The sequence below is a fragment of the Microcoleus sp. D3_18_C4 genome (genome assembly GCF_036702355.1).
Classification (GTDB): Bacteria; Cyanobacteriota; Cyanobacteriia; order Cyanobacteriales; family Microcoleaceae; genus Microcoleus.
Genome location: NZ_JAUBTF010000007.1, coordinates 126,513 through 144,177, shown reverse-complemented (window position 1 = coordinate 144,177; position 17,665 = coordinate 126,513). Strand labels below are relative to the sequence as shown.

11 protein-coding genes are annotated in these 17,665 nt (G+C 44.9%); 3 read left to right on the top strand and 8 right to left on the bottom strand.

Annotated features, from left to right (window positions below):
- Window positions 1-848: 848 nt before the first annotated feature.
- Entirely contained in the window at window positions 849-1,526 is a 678-nt protein-coding gene (gene surE, locus QUA90_RS05665; protein WP_333332551.1) for a 5'/3'-nucleotidase SurE, read from the bottom strand.
- A gap of 578 nt (window positions 1,527-2,104) precedes the next feature.
- Here surE and QUA90_RS05660 point away from each other — a divergent pair.
- From QUA90_RS05660 to QUA90_RS05650, 3 genes are all read left to right on the top strand, one after another.
- Window positions 2,105-4,174 (top strand): carotenoid oxygenase family protein, encoded by a 2,070-nt coding sequence (locus tag QUA90_RS05660; RefSeq protein ID WP_333332548.1) that lies wholly within the window; start codon window positions 2,105-2,107, stop codon window positions 4,172-4,174.
- Window positions 4,175-4,276: 102 nt separating this feature from the next.
- Window positions 4,277-9,589, top strand: a complete 5,313-nt coding sequence (locus QUA90_RS05655) for an AAA family ATPase (protein WP_333444280.1) — start codon at window positions 4,277-4,279, stop codon at window positions 9,587-9,589.
- Window positions 9,590-10,032: 443 nt separating this feature from the next.
- Entirely contained in the window at window positions 10,033-11,493 is a 1,461-nt protein-coding gene (locus QUA90_RS05650) for a DUF3370 domain-containing protein (RefSeq protein ID WP_445300091.1), read from the top strand.
- A 69-nt stretch (window positions 11,494-11,562) separates the two neighbouring features.
- Here the strand turns inward: QUA90_RS05650 and QUA90_RS05645 are convergent, their stop codons facing one another.
- The 7 genes from QUA90_RS05645 to QUA90_RS05615 all read right to left on the bottom strand — a co-directional run bounded on the left by QUA90_RS05645 (window position 11,563) and on the right by QUA90_RS05615 (window position 17,458).
- Window positions 11,563-12,057, bottom strand: coding sequence for a hypothetical protein (locus QUA90_RS05645; protein ID WP_333444278.1), 495 nt, complete (start codon window positions 12,055-12,057; stop codon window positions 11,563-11,565).
- 179 nt (window positions 12,058-12,236) lie between these two features.
- Window positions 12,237-13,532 carry a dihydrolipoamide acetyltransferase family protein gene (locus QUA90_RS05640; protein WP_333444276.1) on the bottom strand — a complete coding sequence of 432 codons (1,296 nt, stop codon included), beginning with the start codon at window positions 13,530-13,532 and terminating at the stop codon, window positions 12,237-12,239.
- A 180-nt stretch (window positions 13,533-13,712) separates the two neighbouring features.
- Window positions 13,713-14,153, bottom strand: a complete 441-nt coding sequence (locus tag QUA90_RS05635) for a YlqD family protein (RefSeq protein ID WP_242722909.1) — start codon at window positions 14,151-14,153, stop codon at window positions 13,713-13,715.
- A gap of 151 nt (window positions 14,154-14,304) precedes the next feature.
- Window positions 14,305-16,254 carry a long-chain fatty acid--CoA ligase gene (locus tag QUA90_RS05630; protein WP_333444274.1) on the bottom strand — a complete coding sequence of 650 codons (1,950 nt, stop codon included), beginning with the start codon at window positions 16,252-16,254 and terminating at the stop codon, window positions 14,305-14,307.
- A 223-nt stretch (window positions 16,255-16,477) separates the two neighbouring features.
- Window positions 16,478-16,786, bottom strand: a complete 309-nt coding sequence (locus QUA90_RS05625) for a UPF0175 family protein (protein WP_333330357.1) — start codon at window positions 16,784-16,786, stop codon at window positions 16,478-16,480.
- A 32-nt stretch (window positions 16,787-16,818) separates the two neighbouring features.
- Window positions 16,819-17,163: a type II toxin-antitoxin system RelE/ParE family toxin gene (locus QUA90_RS05620; protein ID WP_333330354.1), complete on the bottom strand. Its 345-nt coding sequence runs from the start codon at window positions 17,161-17,163 to the stop codon at window positions 16,819-16,821.
- Window positions 17,156-17,458: a UPF0175 family protein gene (locus QUA90_RS05615; RefSeq protein WP_333444271.1), complete on the bottom strand. Its 303-nt coding sequence runs from the start codon at window positions 17,456-17,458 to the stop codon at window positions 17,156-17,158. Before QUA90_RS05615 ends, QUA90_RS05620 begins: the two co-directional genes overlap by 8 nt.
- Between the last annotated feature and the right edge of the window lie 207 nt (window positions 17,459-17,665).

The window sequence follows — 17,665 nt, the reverse complement described above, 5'->3', positions numbered from 1 at the left end:
ACTGTCCGAAGAGTTAATCAATAGTAAAATTAATATTCTTGTTGTCCACTGTAACTAACACCTTTTTTAAACGGAGACTGCAAATTTGTTAGTTGTGTTTGCTTCAGGTGTCGCGAAGGCTGGCCTGGTCATAGATCCATATTTTATTTACTGTCATTTTACAGGAAAATTAGATGGGGAACAACAGCTTAATTAGGGAGAATTTTTCTCGGTTGTCTCGCAGCAGTTAGGCGATCGCGCTTTTCCATATTTCCTGGAGTCGATCGGGGTGAAAAGTAATTTCAGAAATTGTACTTCTGAGGAATTTATCGATATGCCTAACGGTAGAGGGGATTCGTTCAAAACCTAGCGGATAATATACTGCAGATGGTACAAAACTAACAGCGAGTAATATCTGTATAGGAGCACCCCCTCTACTGGCAGTTAGGCAAATGTGTCAATCTATGTTATGCTGAGTCAAAATTGAGGAAGAATCATGTCAAAAGAAAGAAAAAGCAACAAAGAAGTCAAAAAGCCAAAGAAACAACCTGATGGTGTTGCTAAGCCGAAGGATGACAAAAAAAATTATGGTAGCAGCGAGGGCCGCAAGTAGAGATACCTGCCACTCTTGGAATTGCGATTAATTTTGTTTAAGTTTTATTAGTATCAATTCTGAATAAATTACAATATCCTATTTTGGGATAATCCGAAAACAGGTTTATTATACCTAGGGTATATGCAGTGTTAAACCCAAAGTATAATGAAATCTGTTTTTAGCCATGAATATGAAACCTTCGGTAGCCGATCGAATTTAAGACCGTCTATTTAGAGTTTGTTGAAAAAAAATATAGTTCGATCGCCCAAATCTATCACAGCGATATCTCAGTAACTGCAATATTACCCTCAAAACACACGTCAACATCAGTCCCCGCCGCCCGATCGCGCGAGCCATATTCTCCCGCATAATAAAAGTATTCTCCCTCCATCCGGTAAACCACTGGCAGCGGCTGCGTCGAAGGCTGGCAAAACACAATTTCCGGTTCCGCACTTCCCGGCGCTAAATGCGGCAAATTCACATTCCAGAAACACCCCGACTTTAGTTCCCGGTTGAGCAAATCCGCCAACACTCGCGATGTCCAACGAGTCGCGACATCCCAGTCTATTTCGAGCGGCCTTTTAATCCGGTGGGAAATGGCGATGCCCGGAATACCGTGCATGGCTGCTTCGCGCACAGCCGCAACCGTACCCGAAATATACACGTCAACCCCCAAATTGCCACCCGCGTTAATACCCGAAAGCACCAAATCCGGTTTCGCACAAACGTGATGAAGAGCAATACGCACGCAATCGGCCGGTGTTCCCCCTACAGCATACTCAAAGGACGATCGCCGATCGACATGAATCGGACTGTGAGCCGTCACCTGATGCCCGCAGCCCGACAATTGCCCCTGCGGAGCCACCATAATTGTTTTGCCGCTTACAGCCTGCAAAAGTGCTTGAATGCCCGGAGCATCAATGCCGTCGTCGTTGGTTAAAATTATCGTCATTAAAAATGTGTCGGTTTTATAGAACCGATTTGAGAGCGCAGAGGCTGGCAACCTTCTGGTAGCTCTAGCCCAAATTGGTTGTTGGTTGGTGGCGATCGTCAGTATGAGCATTGCCACACATTTATATCATGGCATTAATTGAACTGTTGCCCCAGAAATATGGCGCGCCAGATTTTAGCCTAGTCGCACCTTGATATGACAGCTAAAGCGACTTGTTACGCTTGATCCAGTGCAGCATTCATGACATCAGTGTCAATGCCAACATCTAATCACATAATTTTTTCCTCGGCTCTCCCCGAGGCTAGGTGTTAAAAGTAGCAGATGATACTAAGTATCTGAGACTGAACGTTGAAACTCTCGATCGTGCTAAATTATTAGCTTGCGTTATCACCATAAGTACGAGAGAGCAGATAATAAGTTAATGTCGATTCCAATTGGGCTTTGAGGCAGGGGATGGGAGAATAGATATCAAATATTTATCAAAGATAGTATCTAAGTTACAGTCCTCATTTCCCATTCATAAATCAAATACTGATCTACACTGTTACCATTATTACATTTTTATTCAGGAGAGTGATATGAACGAACCCACTAAAAGCAATACCAAAGCAGGCTGTCCCCCAGTTCCCGAATCGCTTGTCAAAGCTAAACGCGATGAACTCACCGACATCAAACTAAATATTATTAAGATGGGTGAGAAAGACTTACCAGATGACTTACAGGGTCATGTCTTTATCATTGCACCAGTCGGAACCATTGAATCAGGAGGTCTTCCCTTTACAAATGGAGACTCATTCTTAAGCGGCGACGGTATGATTTACCGATTCGACTTCCAGCAAAAGGGTGAAGTTTTATTAACTACACGGATTATCAGGCCACCAGATTACTATGCGGATGAAGCAAGCCAACCTGGTGAAAAATATGCCAAGTATAAATTCCGCAATCATGGCATCATCAGGTTTTCTTGGTGTCTTGGCTCTCGCAATGATTTAAGTATTGCCTTCCTGCCAATGAAATTTGCTGAGGACTCCCAAGAACGCCTGCTAGTTGCCTATGATGCGGGTCGTCATTACGAAATTGATACGGCAACTCTTGAAGTGGCAACTCCTGTAGGCTGGAACAAAGAGTGGCGAGGAGAAATTGAGCTAAATTTTCCATTGCAGTGCCTGAATTTTCCCTTTTCACCCGTGCTTAGCACTGCTCACCCCGTATTTGACGTTCGCAAAAGCGAAATGTTCACGGTCAATTATGGGATGTCATTAAAAACTTTTCTCGGCATCGTAACTAATACGGCAAATAAACTAAAGAAACAAGTAAAGAAAGTTTTTCCACCAGCGAGACCATATCTGGAAAAATTCAAGCTTCCAGAAGATTTCATCTATCTAATGCGCTGGGATGGTAAAGGAGAACTAGAGCGATGGCAGCTAGTCTTGCCTGATGGTTCGCCTGTCAAAATTAAGCAAAGCATTCACCAAATTGGATTCTCTCAAAATTACGTGGTAATTGTAGATACCTCTTTCAGAACAGGGATAGAGCAGATAATTAACAACCCTTTTCCGAAAAACAAAAGATTAGAAGAATGGTTGCGAAAAAAACTGGATGTCATGGAGTTAGCAACAACTCCTGTCTATCTCATACCTCGCGATCGCTTAACCAAAGGCCAAAAATCTGGAGTTAGCGATCGCAACGAAGATGTGCCAACAGTGACTGTGCAAAAAGTAGAAATTCCCCTAGAGATAACCCATTTTCTCGTAGATTACGACAATCCCGAACAACTGATTACCCTCCATGCAGCACATACTTGTGCTTGGGATGTGTCTGAATGGATACGTGCCTATGATGACTCTCCTTATTGCGATCCTAAGTTACCTCGCCCACACGGGATGGAACAGAGCGAGATGGACATCAGTCGCGTCGGACGCTACGTCATTAACGGAAAAACGGGAGAAATCGTTGAACAGAAGGTTATTCCAGAGAAATTCATCCTTGACGCCGAAGAATGCAAGTGTACTTGGGGAGTAGCACTTTATGCTTATCTTGACCGACTTCCTTCGGATCTCTATCCCACCATGCCGCCAGGTAAGCTTGATAATATCTACTGGATCTCTTTGGGACTCTGGAAGGATCTAGTCAGTAAGTTTATGGTTGATTTCTTCAAAGACTATCCGTCCAGAGAAGTGCCACTAGAGGAATTGCTCAGAATTGCCCAAGAAGAAGGCAGACCAAGTAGCTTGTTCCGTATGGATACTTCTTCAACTGAATCGATGAAGATTGCCGATTCCTATGAATTTCCTCCTGGTTGTATCGGTCTTTCGCCCCAGTTTATACCGCGCGGTGATGGTAACAGTTCAACGGATGGTTACATTACCTGTACTGTTTGGTTGAACAATACCTACGAGATCTGGATTTTCGAGGCTTGGGATCTCAACCAGGGGCCGCAGTGGAAACTGAGCGATTCCTCTCTCAATTTTGGGTTAACTTTGCACACGACGTGGTTGCCAAGTATTGGACGCCGCCAAGCTAGCTACAACGTGCCTGTGAAGAAGGATTATCAGGAATTAGTGGCTCAGAAGCGATCGCAGGAGATTCAGGATCTGTTTGATGAAAAGGTGTACCCTCACTTTGAGAAAAAATTAAAATCGAGCTGAGAGCAACGGTAATATATTTAACAAGGTTAGAGGTCAAAGCTACTTTAAACTAGGTCATCCTGACCTCTAGTCTTTTTATATTGAAACAAAAAAAGTAAAAATATGATTATTCTCCCCGGCTACACAATTGCAGAGACACTTTATGAAGGAGACAGAACAGTTGTTTGCCGAGGAATCAGAGAGCGCGATCGCCAGCCAGTTATTCTCAAGATGATTAAAGATGAATATCCGAACATTGAAGAGATTACTCGCTTTAGACAAGAATACGCCATTCCCCAAAAATTAGACGTTCCAGGAATTGTTAAGCCCTATAACCTGGTTAACTATGAGAATAGCTTTGCTTTAGTCTTAGAAGACTTTGGCGGTCAATCTGTTAGCCAATTATTGAAAAGCATAAAAATTCACTTACAAGATTTTTTAATTTTGGCAATTTCTTTAGCAGAAACCATCGGTCAACTCCATAAAGTAGGGATTATACATAAAGATATTAAACCTAGCAATATCATCATCAACCCCGAAACGAGGGAAGTCAAAATAACTGACTTTAGCATCGCGATCGCCTTACCCAAAGAACAGCAAACTATTGTCAATCCCAACTTGCTGGAAGGGACTCTCGCTTATATGTCACCCGAACAAACGGGGAGGATGAATCGAGCAATTGACTACCGCACCGACTTCTATTCTTTAGGAGTGACTTTCTATGAAATACTGACCAACCAGTTGCCATTTACTACCACCGATCCGATGGAGTTGGTTTACTGTCATATTGCCAAACAACCCGTCCCACCTAAAGAGGTAGCAGAAATTCCTCAAGCGGTTTCAGATATTGTGATGAAACTGTTAGCCAAAAATGCGGAATACCGATATCAAAGTGCGGCGGGATTAAAATTTGACCTGGAAACTTGTTTGCAGCAATTGCAGACAACTGGAAAGATTGAAAATTTTCCCATCGGTCAACGCGATCGCGGCAACCAATTACTCATTCCCCAGAAGCTTTATGGTAGAGAAACCGAAGTCCAAATTCTTCTAGATGCCTTTGGACGAGTCAGCCTCGGTGCCACCGAGATGATGTTAGTTTCCGGTTATTCCGGGATTGGTAAAACTTCAATCGTCAATGAAGTTCATAAACCAATTCTAGCAGCTAGGGGATATTTTATTGCGGGTAAGTTTGACCAGTTTAAGCGCAATATTCCCTATGCGGCGTTAATCCAAGCATTTCAAGAATTAGTTCGTCAGCTATTAACTGAAAGTTCCGAAGAGATTGCTATTTGGAAAGAAAACTTATTAAATGCGCTAGAGAATAACGGTCAAGTTATTATTGATGTTATCCCCGAAGTCGAACTAATTATCGGTAAACAGCTTGAAGTTCCTCAACTGGGGTCATCGGAATTCCAAAACAGATTTAATCGGGTATTTCAACAATTTATTCGCGTTTTTTGTCAACCCGAACACCCGCTAGTCATATTCCTAGACGATTTACAGTGGGCAGATTCGGCATCTCTAAAGTTAATCCAACTCTTAGTCACTGACCCAGATAACAAATATTTGTTAACGATTGGAGCTTATCGAGATAATGAAGTCAGTCCCGTTCATCCTTTAATTCAGACAATAGAAAAAATTCAAGAAACTGAAACGGTGGTGAATAATATCACCATTCAGGCGCTGGCTTTGGATAGCGTCAACCAATTAATCGCCGACACTCTGGATGCCAGCGTAAATTCAGACGAAATAAAAGTTTTTTCAGAGTTACTTTTTAATAAAACCCAAGGCAATCCGTTTTTCTTAACGCAGCTACTCAAAACGCTGTACTCCGAAAATCTGCTGGTTTATCAAGTAGATACAGACCGCTGGGAGTGGGATATTCAACAAATCCAAGCAATTGGTATCGCAGATTTCAATATTGTTGAACTGGTTGCTCGCAATATTCGCAAACTCCCTGAAACAACCCAGAAATCATTAAAATTAGCGGCTTGTATCGGCAACCAATTTAACTTAGAAGTTTTATCAATTGTCAATGAAGAATCAAACATAGCGACGGCTGCTCATTTGTGGGAAGCACTGCAAGCGGGTTTGATTCTGCCGCTGTCTGAAAATTACAAAATTCCTCTACTCTTTGCCCAGGAAGAGTTGGCATCTGTACGGGATATCAAAGTTGACTACAAATTTTTGCACGACCGCGTGCAGCAAGCAGCTTATTCTTTGATTCCAGAGTCAGAGAAAAAAGCGACTCACTTGAAAATTGGTCAACTGTTGCTGAATAATACAACAGAGCAAGAGCGAAAAGATAATATTTTTGCTCTGGTTAACCAACTAAATTTTGGCACAGATTTGCTAACTAATCAGTCAGAAAAAGATGAGTTGGCTGAATTAAACCTGATTGCTGGACAGAAAGCAAAGGCAGCTACTGCATATGAAGCCGCTGTTAATTATTTGAATGTAGGTCTGGAACTTCTGAGTCAAGATAGTTGGGAAAGTCGATACGATCTGACATTTACTTTCTATCTGGAAGCAGCGGAAGCCGAATATCTTAATGCTAATTTAGAACGAGCGGAAATTTTGTGCGATCGCGCTCTCCAAAAAGCCAAAACAATCCTCGAAAAAGTCAACTTATACGAGCTGAAAATTAAGCTTGAACTCGCTAAAAACCAGATTCAATCTGCTTTAGATACCGGACTGCAAGTTCTGGAAATGCTGGGAGTGACCCTGAGTCAATCACCCCCGCAAGAACTCAATATTGAGGAGTTAGCAAACCTACCTGACATGACCGATCCCTACAAGCTGGCGGCTATGCAGATTTTAACTCTCATATGGCCTCCTGCTTGTTTTGGAGATGCCAAGCTATCTCTACCAATTCTGTATACTATGATCGAGCTTTCCAGTCAATATGGAAATTCTAGACCAGCTATTTATGCCTACTGTAACTATGGTGGAATCGTAACTTGGCAAATTCCAGACATAGATTTTGGTTATCAGCTCGGTCAACTAGCCTTGAATGTATTAGATAAGCTGAATGCCAAAGAGTTTCGCTGTAAAGCATTGCTCACATATTGCATTACTATCCAACATTGGAAGCAACATACTAGGAATACTATAGAACCCTTGCGTCAGGCAATTCAAGACGGTCTAGAAGTTGGCGATATAGAATTTGCTTGTCATACGGCTGACTTCTACTGCGCCCACTTGTTTTTTGTTGGTGAACATCTTGATTTTGTGGCTGAGAGGTTGGAGCAATATATTGATTTTGTCAATATGTTTAAACAGGAATACCAGTTAAACTTGTTGAAAATATTTGGTCAAGCTGTATCTAATATTAGGGAAGGGGCTGAAAATAAATGCGAATTAATGGGCAATACTTTTAACGAAAGAGAAAGTTTGCAACTATTTATTAAAGAAAACAATGTAATATATTTGTTGTACATATATTTTTTTAAATCTCGTTTGTGCTATCTTTTTAAAGATTACTCTGGCTGTTTAGAAAATGCTGAATTAGCAGCCAAATATTCACATTTTGTTCGGAATATAATTCTGTTTACGGAACATATTTTTTACTATTCGCTTGCTTTAGTTGCTCAGTATGCAAACACGCAATATCGTGAAGATAATGAGAACAATGTTAAACAGCAACAATATCTAAAACAAGTAGAAGAAAATCAACAAAAAATGAAATATTGGGCCTTCCATTGCCCAGCTAATTACCAACATAAGTATGACTTAGTAGAAGCAGAAAAAGCCCGCGTATTGGGGCAATCTTTCTCAGCAATGGAATATTACGACCTGGCGATAGATGGAGCCAAGCAAAATGGATACGTCCAGCACGAAGCCCTCGCCAATGAACTAGCAGCAGAATTTTATTTAACTTTAGGTCGTCAGAAAGTAGCGCGTACCTACATGATAGACGCTTACTATGCTTATATTCGCTGGGGAGCCAAGGCAAAAGTTAAAGATTTAGAAGAGCGCCATGCTGAATTACTCGCACCAGTCGTCGGTAGGAAAAAGAGCCTGACGAGTGGAAGAGACGAAACGATTGTTCAGACCAGAACCACTGTCACTTCTACCAGTTCAGGTGCTGCAAACGAGCTGGATCTATCAACAATTATCAAAGCCTCCCAAGCGCTCTCAGGTAAAGTTCATCTGGATGAATTGCTCTCGAATTTGATGCAAGTCTTGCTGGAAAACGCTGGAGCAGAAAAATTTTATTTCATCATACCTGACCCAGCAGGTAAGTGGAAAATTGAAGCTCAATGTACGGGTGAACGATGTGAATTAATATCCAAGTCAGGGACTGAAAATCAAGTGATTCCTATCTCGCTGGTTAATTATGTAGAACGCACCCAAGAAACTCTTGCGATCGATGATGCAACCACTGAAACTAGGTTTGCCTCTGACCCGTATATTATTCAGCAGCGACCTAAATCTATCTTGTGTAGCCCCCTGATTAATCAAGGTAAGTTGGTAGGCATCTTATACCTAGAAAATAATTTAACAGCGGGGGCTTTTACGCGCGATCGCCTAGAAGTCCTCAACATCATTTCCGCCCAAGCTGCGATCTCCATCGAAAATGCCCGCCTCTATCAAACTTTAGAAGAAAAGGTGCAACAACGCACCGCCCAACTGGCCCAAGCAAACCAAGAAATTAGCTCCCTCAACAACAAACTTAAAGCCGAAAACATCCGCCTCAGTGCTGAGTTGGAAGTCACCAAACGACTGCAACAAATGATTTTGCCCAAACAATCAGAACTAGATAAAATTCAAGGATTAGAAATAGCTGGATATATGGAACCTGCCGATGAAGTGGGTGGCGACTACTACGACGTACTCACCCAAAATGATAAGGTGAAAATTACCATCGGCGATGTTACGGGACATGGTTTAGAAAGTGGCGTATTAATGATTATGGCGCAAACCGCCGTCCGCACTCTCCAACAAATGAACGAAACCGATCCGGTGAAGTTTCTTGATGTGTTAAACCGCACCCTTTATGCCAATATCGAGCGCATCGACTCGTCTAGAAACATGACCTTGGCTTTGTTAGATTATCAAGATAGTAACTTCAGCCTCAGCGGTCAACATGAAGAAGTTATCGTAGTCCGTACTGATGGTAACATCGAACGGATCGATACAATGGAACTCGGTTTTCCCCTGGGATTAGAGGAAGATATTGCTGATTTTGTTTCCCAAGTTCAAGTGCATCTTAATCCAGGGGATGTAGTAGTGCTTTACACAGATGGAATTACCGAAGCTGTAAATATAAATCGAGTGTATTACGGCATAGAAAGATTGTGCCAAGTGGCCAAAGAAAATCGTCACAAAACGGCTGAAGAAATTCGACAAGCAGTAATTGATCATCTGCTGCAACATATTGACAAACATAAAGTTTTTGACGACATTACGTTGGTAGTCCTAAAACAGAAATAACGCAAGTTGGGAATTGGGAATTGGTAATTGGTAATTGGTAAATTGTTTGAGCGTCCGACGATCGAAACCGACTTCACGCTCAACAATTTTGGAAATGGTGCGCGGACTCAGGAACGTGCGATCGAAAGCTGAGCACCACGTCTGTGCTAAATTGGGCGATCAGGCGAATTGGTATAATTCAAGGCAACATCAGCGCTTTCACGGGCCAAACGCTGCTTTCCATCGCAGCCCCAATGCCGCGACTGCCTCCGGTAATCAGTGCGCGTTGATTCTTGAGTGTGTGGTTCATCTTCGATACCGTGTCAGTGCTAAGTTGGGCGGCGAATTTACTGCAAACATCCACGTAAAATCCAAAATTCCTCAAACACATCAACCAACTTGTGGTAAAGTTTTGTGTCGATCGCCCGTTAGCGGAGTCCTCCCAGAGGATCGGTCAAATATCAATGCAAGTTCAGTTAAACGCGCTCACAGCAATGTTTTTGCCAATTTTCCCCCTAGCTCAAACAATCGCCGCACCTCCCGCCCAACAACAACTGATCATCGACCCAGAAGCCCCCGCACCCGAAAACGAACTGGATTTACCACAACCGCAGACAACGGCCCCGCTAAACACAGTCATGCAGCCCCAACAAGTGCGCGTTTTACCGGGAAAACTCGACAGCATCCCCGTTTTCAACAGCAACAGCCCCGAAGTTGTGCAAACCGAAGGCATTTTGCTCTCCACATTTCCGCAAGAAGCCAAACAAGTGCCTTCTGCACACTTAAACTTTCCCTTCAAAGGCCGATTTGACATCTTCGCCCACCACATCGCCAAAGCTAAAAATCGCGACCAAACTCGCACCTTATTTCAAGGAATAATTGTCCACAATCCTAACTCCGAACCTGTTACTTTAAATGTCTTGCAAGGAGCGACTTATTTAACTCGGCCGGATGCCTTGTTTGTCGATTTACCGTCGTATTTAGAAAATCGATTCGGCACTGTGTTTGCGGGGCCTGGAAGCCGCATCACGAGCGATGTGCTGCGGGGGTTCAGACAAGCCATTTTGCCGGCTGCGATCGAGATTCCGGCCAATGAGAGCCGAATGCTGATGAATTTGCCGATACCTGTGGGGAATGTCACGCCTTCTTCCAATGGTCGATCGACCTTGATGCGAATGTCGAGCAGCAATTCGGTTTATGTCGCTAGTTTAGCGATGTTTGCTCCTACAACTCCAGAAGGAGTAGAGCAATATCCCACATTAGAAGAGTGGGAAAATATTTTAAATACTAAAGGTTTAGCGGGGCCGAGAGATTTAGCACCAACTCCCAGAGGCGAAAATCCGGTGCAAAAAATTTATGGCCGCGTGGCAGGAGTAGCGGAAGGTTCCCAGTGGCAAGCTAAAATTACGGACAATTCGAGAACTGATTATTTAACGATTCCCAAGCGCGGCGAGTCATTTTCCTATGCTTTGAGCACAACGGACACGGGTACTTTTGGGACTGGCCAAGTTCAAAGCGCTAAAATGTTAGCTCGCTATCCCGATACTGCTTATTCTGCTCACGGTAATTACGGCATTCAATACAACTTAACTTTTCCGCTTTATAACAAATCTCGCGAGTCTCAATCTGTTAGCATTAAAATGCAAACACCTATTAAAGCAAATACAGAATCGGGGGGATTGATGTTTTATGATCCTCCTGAAAATCGGATATTTTTCCGAGGTACGGTGCGGGTGATGTTTAAGGATGATACGGGCAAGACTTTGACGCGCTACATTCACATTGTGCAGCGGCGGGGACAGCAGGGGGAACCTTTGGTGAATGTGAATATGAAGCCGGGGGAACGCCGTTTGGTGCAGGTGGATTTCTTGTATCCGCCGGATGCGACGCCGCCGCAAGTTTTGACTGTGCGATCGAGTAATTAGTTGGTGATTGACTGTATATTTACACTGTCCGAAACGTGGCTGAATTTCTCACAACAAAAAGTACGATCGCTACTCGACGGGCTCGCCCTTAATATACAAAGATTCGAGAAACTTAACGGCTTCATCAAGCACAGCTTCCGGTAACTTCTCAACAATCGCGATCGCCCTTTGACGGGTTTCTCGATCGACTGCTTTTGATTGCTGCGAGTCAGTGTCTGCTAAACCGCTATTTTCAAATTGCTTTTGCTTTGATAAAGCTGTTTCTGGAGTGACCAAAATGCCAACATCTGCGGGAAGATTTATAGTTTCATGATTGTAGCATTTAACCACGAGATTTGTCACATTCATCGCTACTCGCTGATTTAATCGGAACACCTCTGAAAAAGTGCGTGAAGCGCAGCTATCCCGTAGGGAATCGCCGCGAGTAGTCTGAACTAAATGTGTTCCAACTTGATTGACTTCTGTTGTAAAAATAAATTTGTGTGTATCCGTACCAACTGACACCAAAACCTCGTGAGTATTATGGCCAATCGCAGGTTGAACACACAAAACTTGCACTTTCATTGTATTAACCAGTAATATCAAATCCGTTGGTATCGGAATTATTCATCTCTCTCTTCTCTTCCTCTGTGTCCTCTGCGGTCTCTGCGGTTAAATCATTCCGAAATTAGACATCTCATTAAAAGCTAAGTCTAAATCCCCCTTTCCTGCCAATAAGAGTAAAAGGGGAATTTAGACGATCGCTAAAGTGTCAAAGATTGAGGATTTGTCTCAATCAATTTCGCTAAATCTTGCAAGAAAGACGCCGCATCAGCACCGTAAATAATCCGGTGATCGCAAGTAATATTCACCTGCATTTGGCGCTTCACTCCCATCAAACCATCTTCATTAGCCACTACTTGTGGCCGCGAAGAACCGATCGCCAAAATCGAGCCTTGATTCGGCGGCAAAATCGCGTCAAACTTGTCTACACCAAACATTCCCAAATTGGAAAGGGTAAAAGTTCCCGTGCTGTACTCATCAGGCTTCAACTGCTTGGTGCGGGCGCGATCAACTAAATCCTTCCAAGTGCGCGAGAGCGAATAAATATCGAGGCGATCGGCATTTTGCAACACCGGCGTAATCAAACCACCGCCGTCCATCGCCACAGCTACCGCCACATTAATATCAGCACGGTATTGAATCCCGGACTCCACATAAGAAGCATTCAGCAGAGGATGTTTCTGTAAAGTTACTGCTACAGCCTTCGCCAGCATAGCCGTCATCGTGACGCCCTTCGACTTAATTTGTTTGTAGAGTTTGTCGAGATTATCAGTAGTAATTGTGTAACCCACGCGGAAAGACGGCACGCTCAAACTTGCTTCCATATTCCGCACCACCGCATTTTGCAGCGCATTCATCGGTACTCTTTGGCCCGAAAGTGCGATCGCCGGGACTGGTGCGGGTGCGGGTTTGGCTGCTGCGGGGGCGGGTGCTGCGGGTGCCGGTGCGGGTGCTGCGGGGACTGTTACCGCTTGCTGAACCGGAGCGGGTTGGGCTTTGCCGGCTGCTGCTTCCACATCCTCTGCGACAATGCGACCGTTGGGCCCGCTGCCTTTGATAGAATTCAAATCTACTTTAAACTCTTTGGCTAACTTGCGAGCGCGGGGAGAAACGACGCTGCGGCCGTTTTGGCGGCTGACATTTTGCTGCAAACCTGCTGACGATGTAGCTGCGCTCACAGGAACGGGGCTGGGAGCCGGGGCGGCGGCTGCGGTTGGGGCGGCGGCTCCTTGCTGCTGAGCTGTGGCGATTTCGGCTTCCGTTTCTGCTACGAGGGCTATTGCCGCCCCCACCGGAGCAACTTCGCCCGCAGGTACGATAATTATTGCTAAATAGCCTTCGTAGAAAGACTCCACGTCCATGTCGGCTTTGTCGGATTCAACGACTACCACCGTTTCGCCTTTTTCTACTTTGTCTCCGGCGGATTTGACCCAGGAAACAATTTTGCCCTCTGTCATTGTCGAACTCAGGGCTGGCATGAAAACTTCGCGAATCATCTGTAAAAAGTCCTTGTGTGTTGGTAATAGGTAATAGGTAATCGGTATTTGGCAATTGATAATTGGCGACCGGCCACCGGCAATATTTATTATTATGCCAGTCTATCGAAGTCTTGATGTGTGACTGTTGACTCAAAATCAATTGCCAATTACCGATCGCCAATTACCACTTACCAATTTCTAAATATCACCTCGAATTTCTTCGACTATGCCGTCGCGGAGGAGAATTTCTACTTGCATTTTTTGAATCAAGTTTTCTCCGAGTCCGACAGTGAACGTGCCGTCAATTTGACCTTGACTCACTTCTTGTTCGAGGTCTAGCACCTGCACTTGCTGAAGCTGTTGCAGGTTTTGGTTTTTCTGTTCTAGCAGTTCGCTTTTTCTTTGATTCACCTGCACTTGAATGTTTTCTATTTGCTGCTGTACTTGCGGGCCTGGGGGCTGTAGATTTTGCTGTTTGATTTCTGAAACCATCCGCTGCCCTTGCATTTCTAACTGTTGTAGCTGAGAGTCTATTTGGTTGATTTGGGCTTGGAGTTGCTGTTGAGCTTCTTCTTTCCAGCGGGGAGTAACGACGACTTTAACGTTAATCGATCGCTTCAAGAGTAATTGTGGTTCCATAAAGTTGTTGCTTGTCAATTAGGAATTAGGCATTAGTCCTGGGCCATTAGTTGGTAAATATGAACTAATGGCCCAGGACTGAGGACTCGGACTCGGGACTCGGGTGTTGGGATAATTTTTTCTTTTCCATTCCCCAAGTCCTGCGAATATTTCAAAACATCCCGTCAATCATATCGCGGTAGTGTTGCGTCACAACCGGGCGCTTAATTTTCAGGGTCTGGGTCAACATTCCATTTTCGATCGAAAATGGCTCCTGAATCAACCTGAACGGGCCGATGCGATCGTCCGCGCGGTATCCAGGGCGATTTTGCACCTCTCGGTTCAATTCTTTACGGAATAAATCTTGAATTGTCTTGCTATTCCAGTCAATTTCGTGTAAGGGGGGATTCTGAGTTTCTGCCCATTTCTGCACGGCTTCTGGATTGGGGACAATTAAGGCGCCGACGGATTTCTGGTCTTGACCTACTAGCATAATTTGGTCGATGTAGGGGCTGCGGACGCAGGCGTCTTCTATGGGCTGGGGTTCGATGTTTTCGCCGTTGCTGAGGACGATCGTATCTTTGGCCCGCCCGGTCAAGATTAAGTCGTTCCCCGGTGTCAGCCAGCCCAAATCGCCGGTATCGAACCAGCCTTCGGGGTCGATCGCCTTGGCAGTCGCTTGGGGATTAAGATAGTAGCCCTGCATAATTTGTGGCCCGCGCGCCAATACTAAGCCGCGCTGGCCTGTTGGCAGTTGCTGTCTGGTTTCTGGGTCTACTATTTTAATTTCCGTATGGGCTAGAGGCTGTCCCGCGGAACCTTTAAGATTGTGCCAAGGGCGGCGGACGGTTAAAACCGGCGAAGTTTCGGTTAAACCGTATCCCACTAATAAACCGATATTCGCTATTTCAAAGAAATTGTCTATATGCGCGGCCAAAGAACCGCCACCGCTAATCGCCCATTTTAAGCGTCCCCCTGTAGCTTGCCTGACTTTTTGGTAAACCAGTTTTTCGGCGAGGGCGTGTACGGGCGACAACAGAATGCTTTTGGTGCGGGCGATTAGTTTTTCAGTAGCAGAAGCAGGTTTTAAATTGAGAGTTAATCCTTGAAAAATGCGGCGGGCCTCGATATATTGCTGGCTGGCAGATAACAGGAAATTTACCAATTTTTGTTTGTTAGGTGGCTGTTCCCGAAATTGCTTTTGTACGGCCTCGTAAATCGATTCCCAGATGCGCGGAACGCTTACCATGTAATGGGGTTTGTAAGTTTTAAAGTCTTGTTTGAAATAGCGAATATTGGTGTAAATTTGCGTGCATGCTTGGGAAAGCAGGAAGTATTCGACGCTGCGTTCGTAGGCGTGCCAACTCGGCAGAATGCTGAGGGCAGATTCGCCGGCTTCGGGCTGGAGAATTGTGCCCAAGGTGGTGAGTTGGTGCAGCAGGTTCCCGTGAGTCAGCATGACGCCTTTGGGTTTGCCGGTGGTGCCGCTGGTGTAGAGGAGGGTGGCGAGGGTTTGAGGCTTGTGGTTGGTGGGTTTGAGGGGACGGTTTGCCCCTGTGGTCATGACTTGGGAAAATTTGACTGTGCTTAGGGTTTGGCTGGTTTCCGGTTCTTCGTCGGAGAGGAGGACGATGAGTTGAATGGGTAAATCGGGGAGGCGGTGTTGCAGTTTTTTCAGTAATGCCAGGTTTTCGACTACCAAGGCGGTGCTGCCGCTGTCTTGGATGATGTACAAGAGTTCTTCGGGGTCGGCGGTGGCGCCTCGAACGGCGTTGGCTGCCCCGGCCATCATGATACCTTGGTCGGCTATCAGCCAGCGGGGGCTGTTGTCGGCGAAGAGGGCGACGCGGGGAGGGATGGGTTCTCCTGGATTTGGTTCGATGCCTAGGGCTTGGAGGCCGGCGGCGAATTGCTGGATTTGCTGGTAGAGGTCGGTGTAGGTGAGTTTGATTTCGGGCTGGCTGTGGGGGTCGTGGAGGGCGACGGTTTGACCGAATTGTTGTTTGACGATCGCCCAAATTTCGGGTATCGATTGAATGGAACTGTAATCGATCAGGCGGCTGAGGTTAGCGCGTTCGCGATCGGTGATTTGAGATGATACGTAAGATGCTGTGCTGTTCATAGGGTTTGTGCAGATAAAGTTATTGGCTACAAGTTTAATATGAGAGCTATTTTAGAACTATCTGGCAGTCTCGTGACAGTTTGCCAACCTGCCATTATCTATTCGGACAATTAGAGATACAAGATGATGAAATTTATAGTTGCACAGAAATACATGAATTTATCAAGGTTGATAGTAATTGCTTTAAGTGCCATCGTAGCATTATTATGAATTGGGTGCTTTTTCAAACCCGATCAATAACCCCCTCCCACAGTTCGGAAATGGGATGCAATTTACCTTCTTTAATTTCCGGGAGGCAGTTAGGGAGGCTGGCGAGGACGAGTTCCGCTGGTTCGTCATCGGGATCTGCGGGCGGGGTGACGATATGGCGGCTGATTAATAGTTGGTAGAAGTCGTCCACAGAAATTACAGCGAGTTGAGCGGCTCGATCGAGACTGAGGCTGTGTTGCTGATAAAGTACGATCGCCAATTCTATCCTCACATCGGCTTCAGTCAGGGGCAGATAGTCGGGAAGGGCGATCGTAATTTGCATGATTTATGGTAGTTTTAGGTTTTTATTGGCTTTTAAGTGCGATCGATAATGTCTCGAATTTGATTAGCTGGGATGTCCTCTTGGTCTGACTTGGAGTAGATAACGACAAGTAAGATGTAGGTATCGCCCCTGAGTTGATAGATAACTCGGTAGCCCCCACTTTTACCCTTTTGGATGTCGCTGTTTTTGAGGCGGACTTTGAATACGGTGTAGCCAGTGCCGGGGATTTGGTCGCCAATTAAGTTGCCAGACTGTAGCTCATCAAGTAGTGGTTTTAGGTCGGTGCGGATACTGCGGTAGCGTTTAATTAAGGTGCGAAGTCGTGTTTTGAACTCATCGGAAAAGACAATCTGGATTTGGGGTGTGTCGTCACTCATCAATGCCATCCCACAGTTCGGAAATAGGATGCAATTTGCCTTCTTTAATTTGCTGGAGGGAGTTACGGAGGCTGGCGAGGACGAGTTCCGCTGGTTCGTCATCGGGATCTGCGGGCGGGGTGACAATATGGCGGCTGATTAATAGTTGGTAGAAGTCGTCCACAGACATTACAGCGAGTTGAGCGGCTCGATCGAGACTGAGGCTGTGTTGCTGATAAAGTACGATCGCCAATTCTATCCTCACATCGGCTTCAGTCAGGGGGAGATTGTCGGGAAGGTTGATCGTAATTTGCATGATTTATAGTACCTTTTAATTTCAATTGTCTCTGAAGTGCGATGTTTACATATTCATTAAACTTTGATTCATACGCTCTATTCTTCAAGATTAAAACCAGTAGATATGTCCGCACTTTAACATAGCTGGGTGCTTAGGGCAAACCTTACCCCCACAATAAAATTGAACTATGAGTGGAACAGGCCGAAAAGCCTGTTCATGAAACTC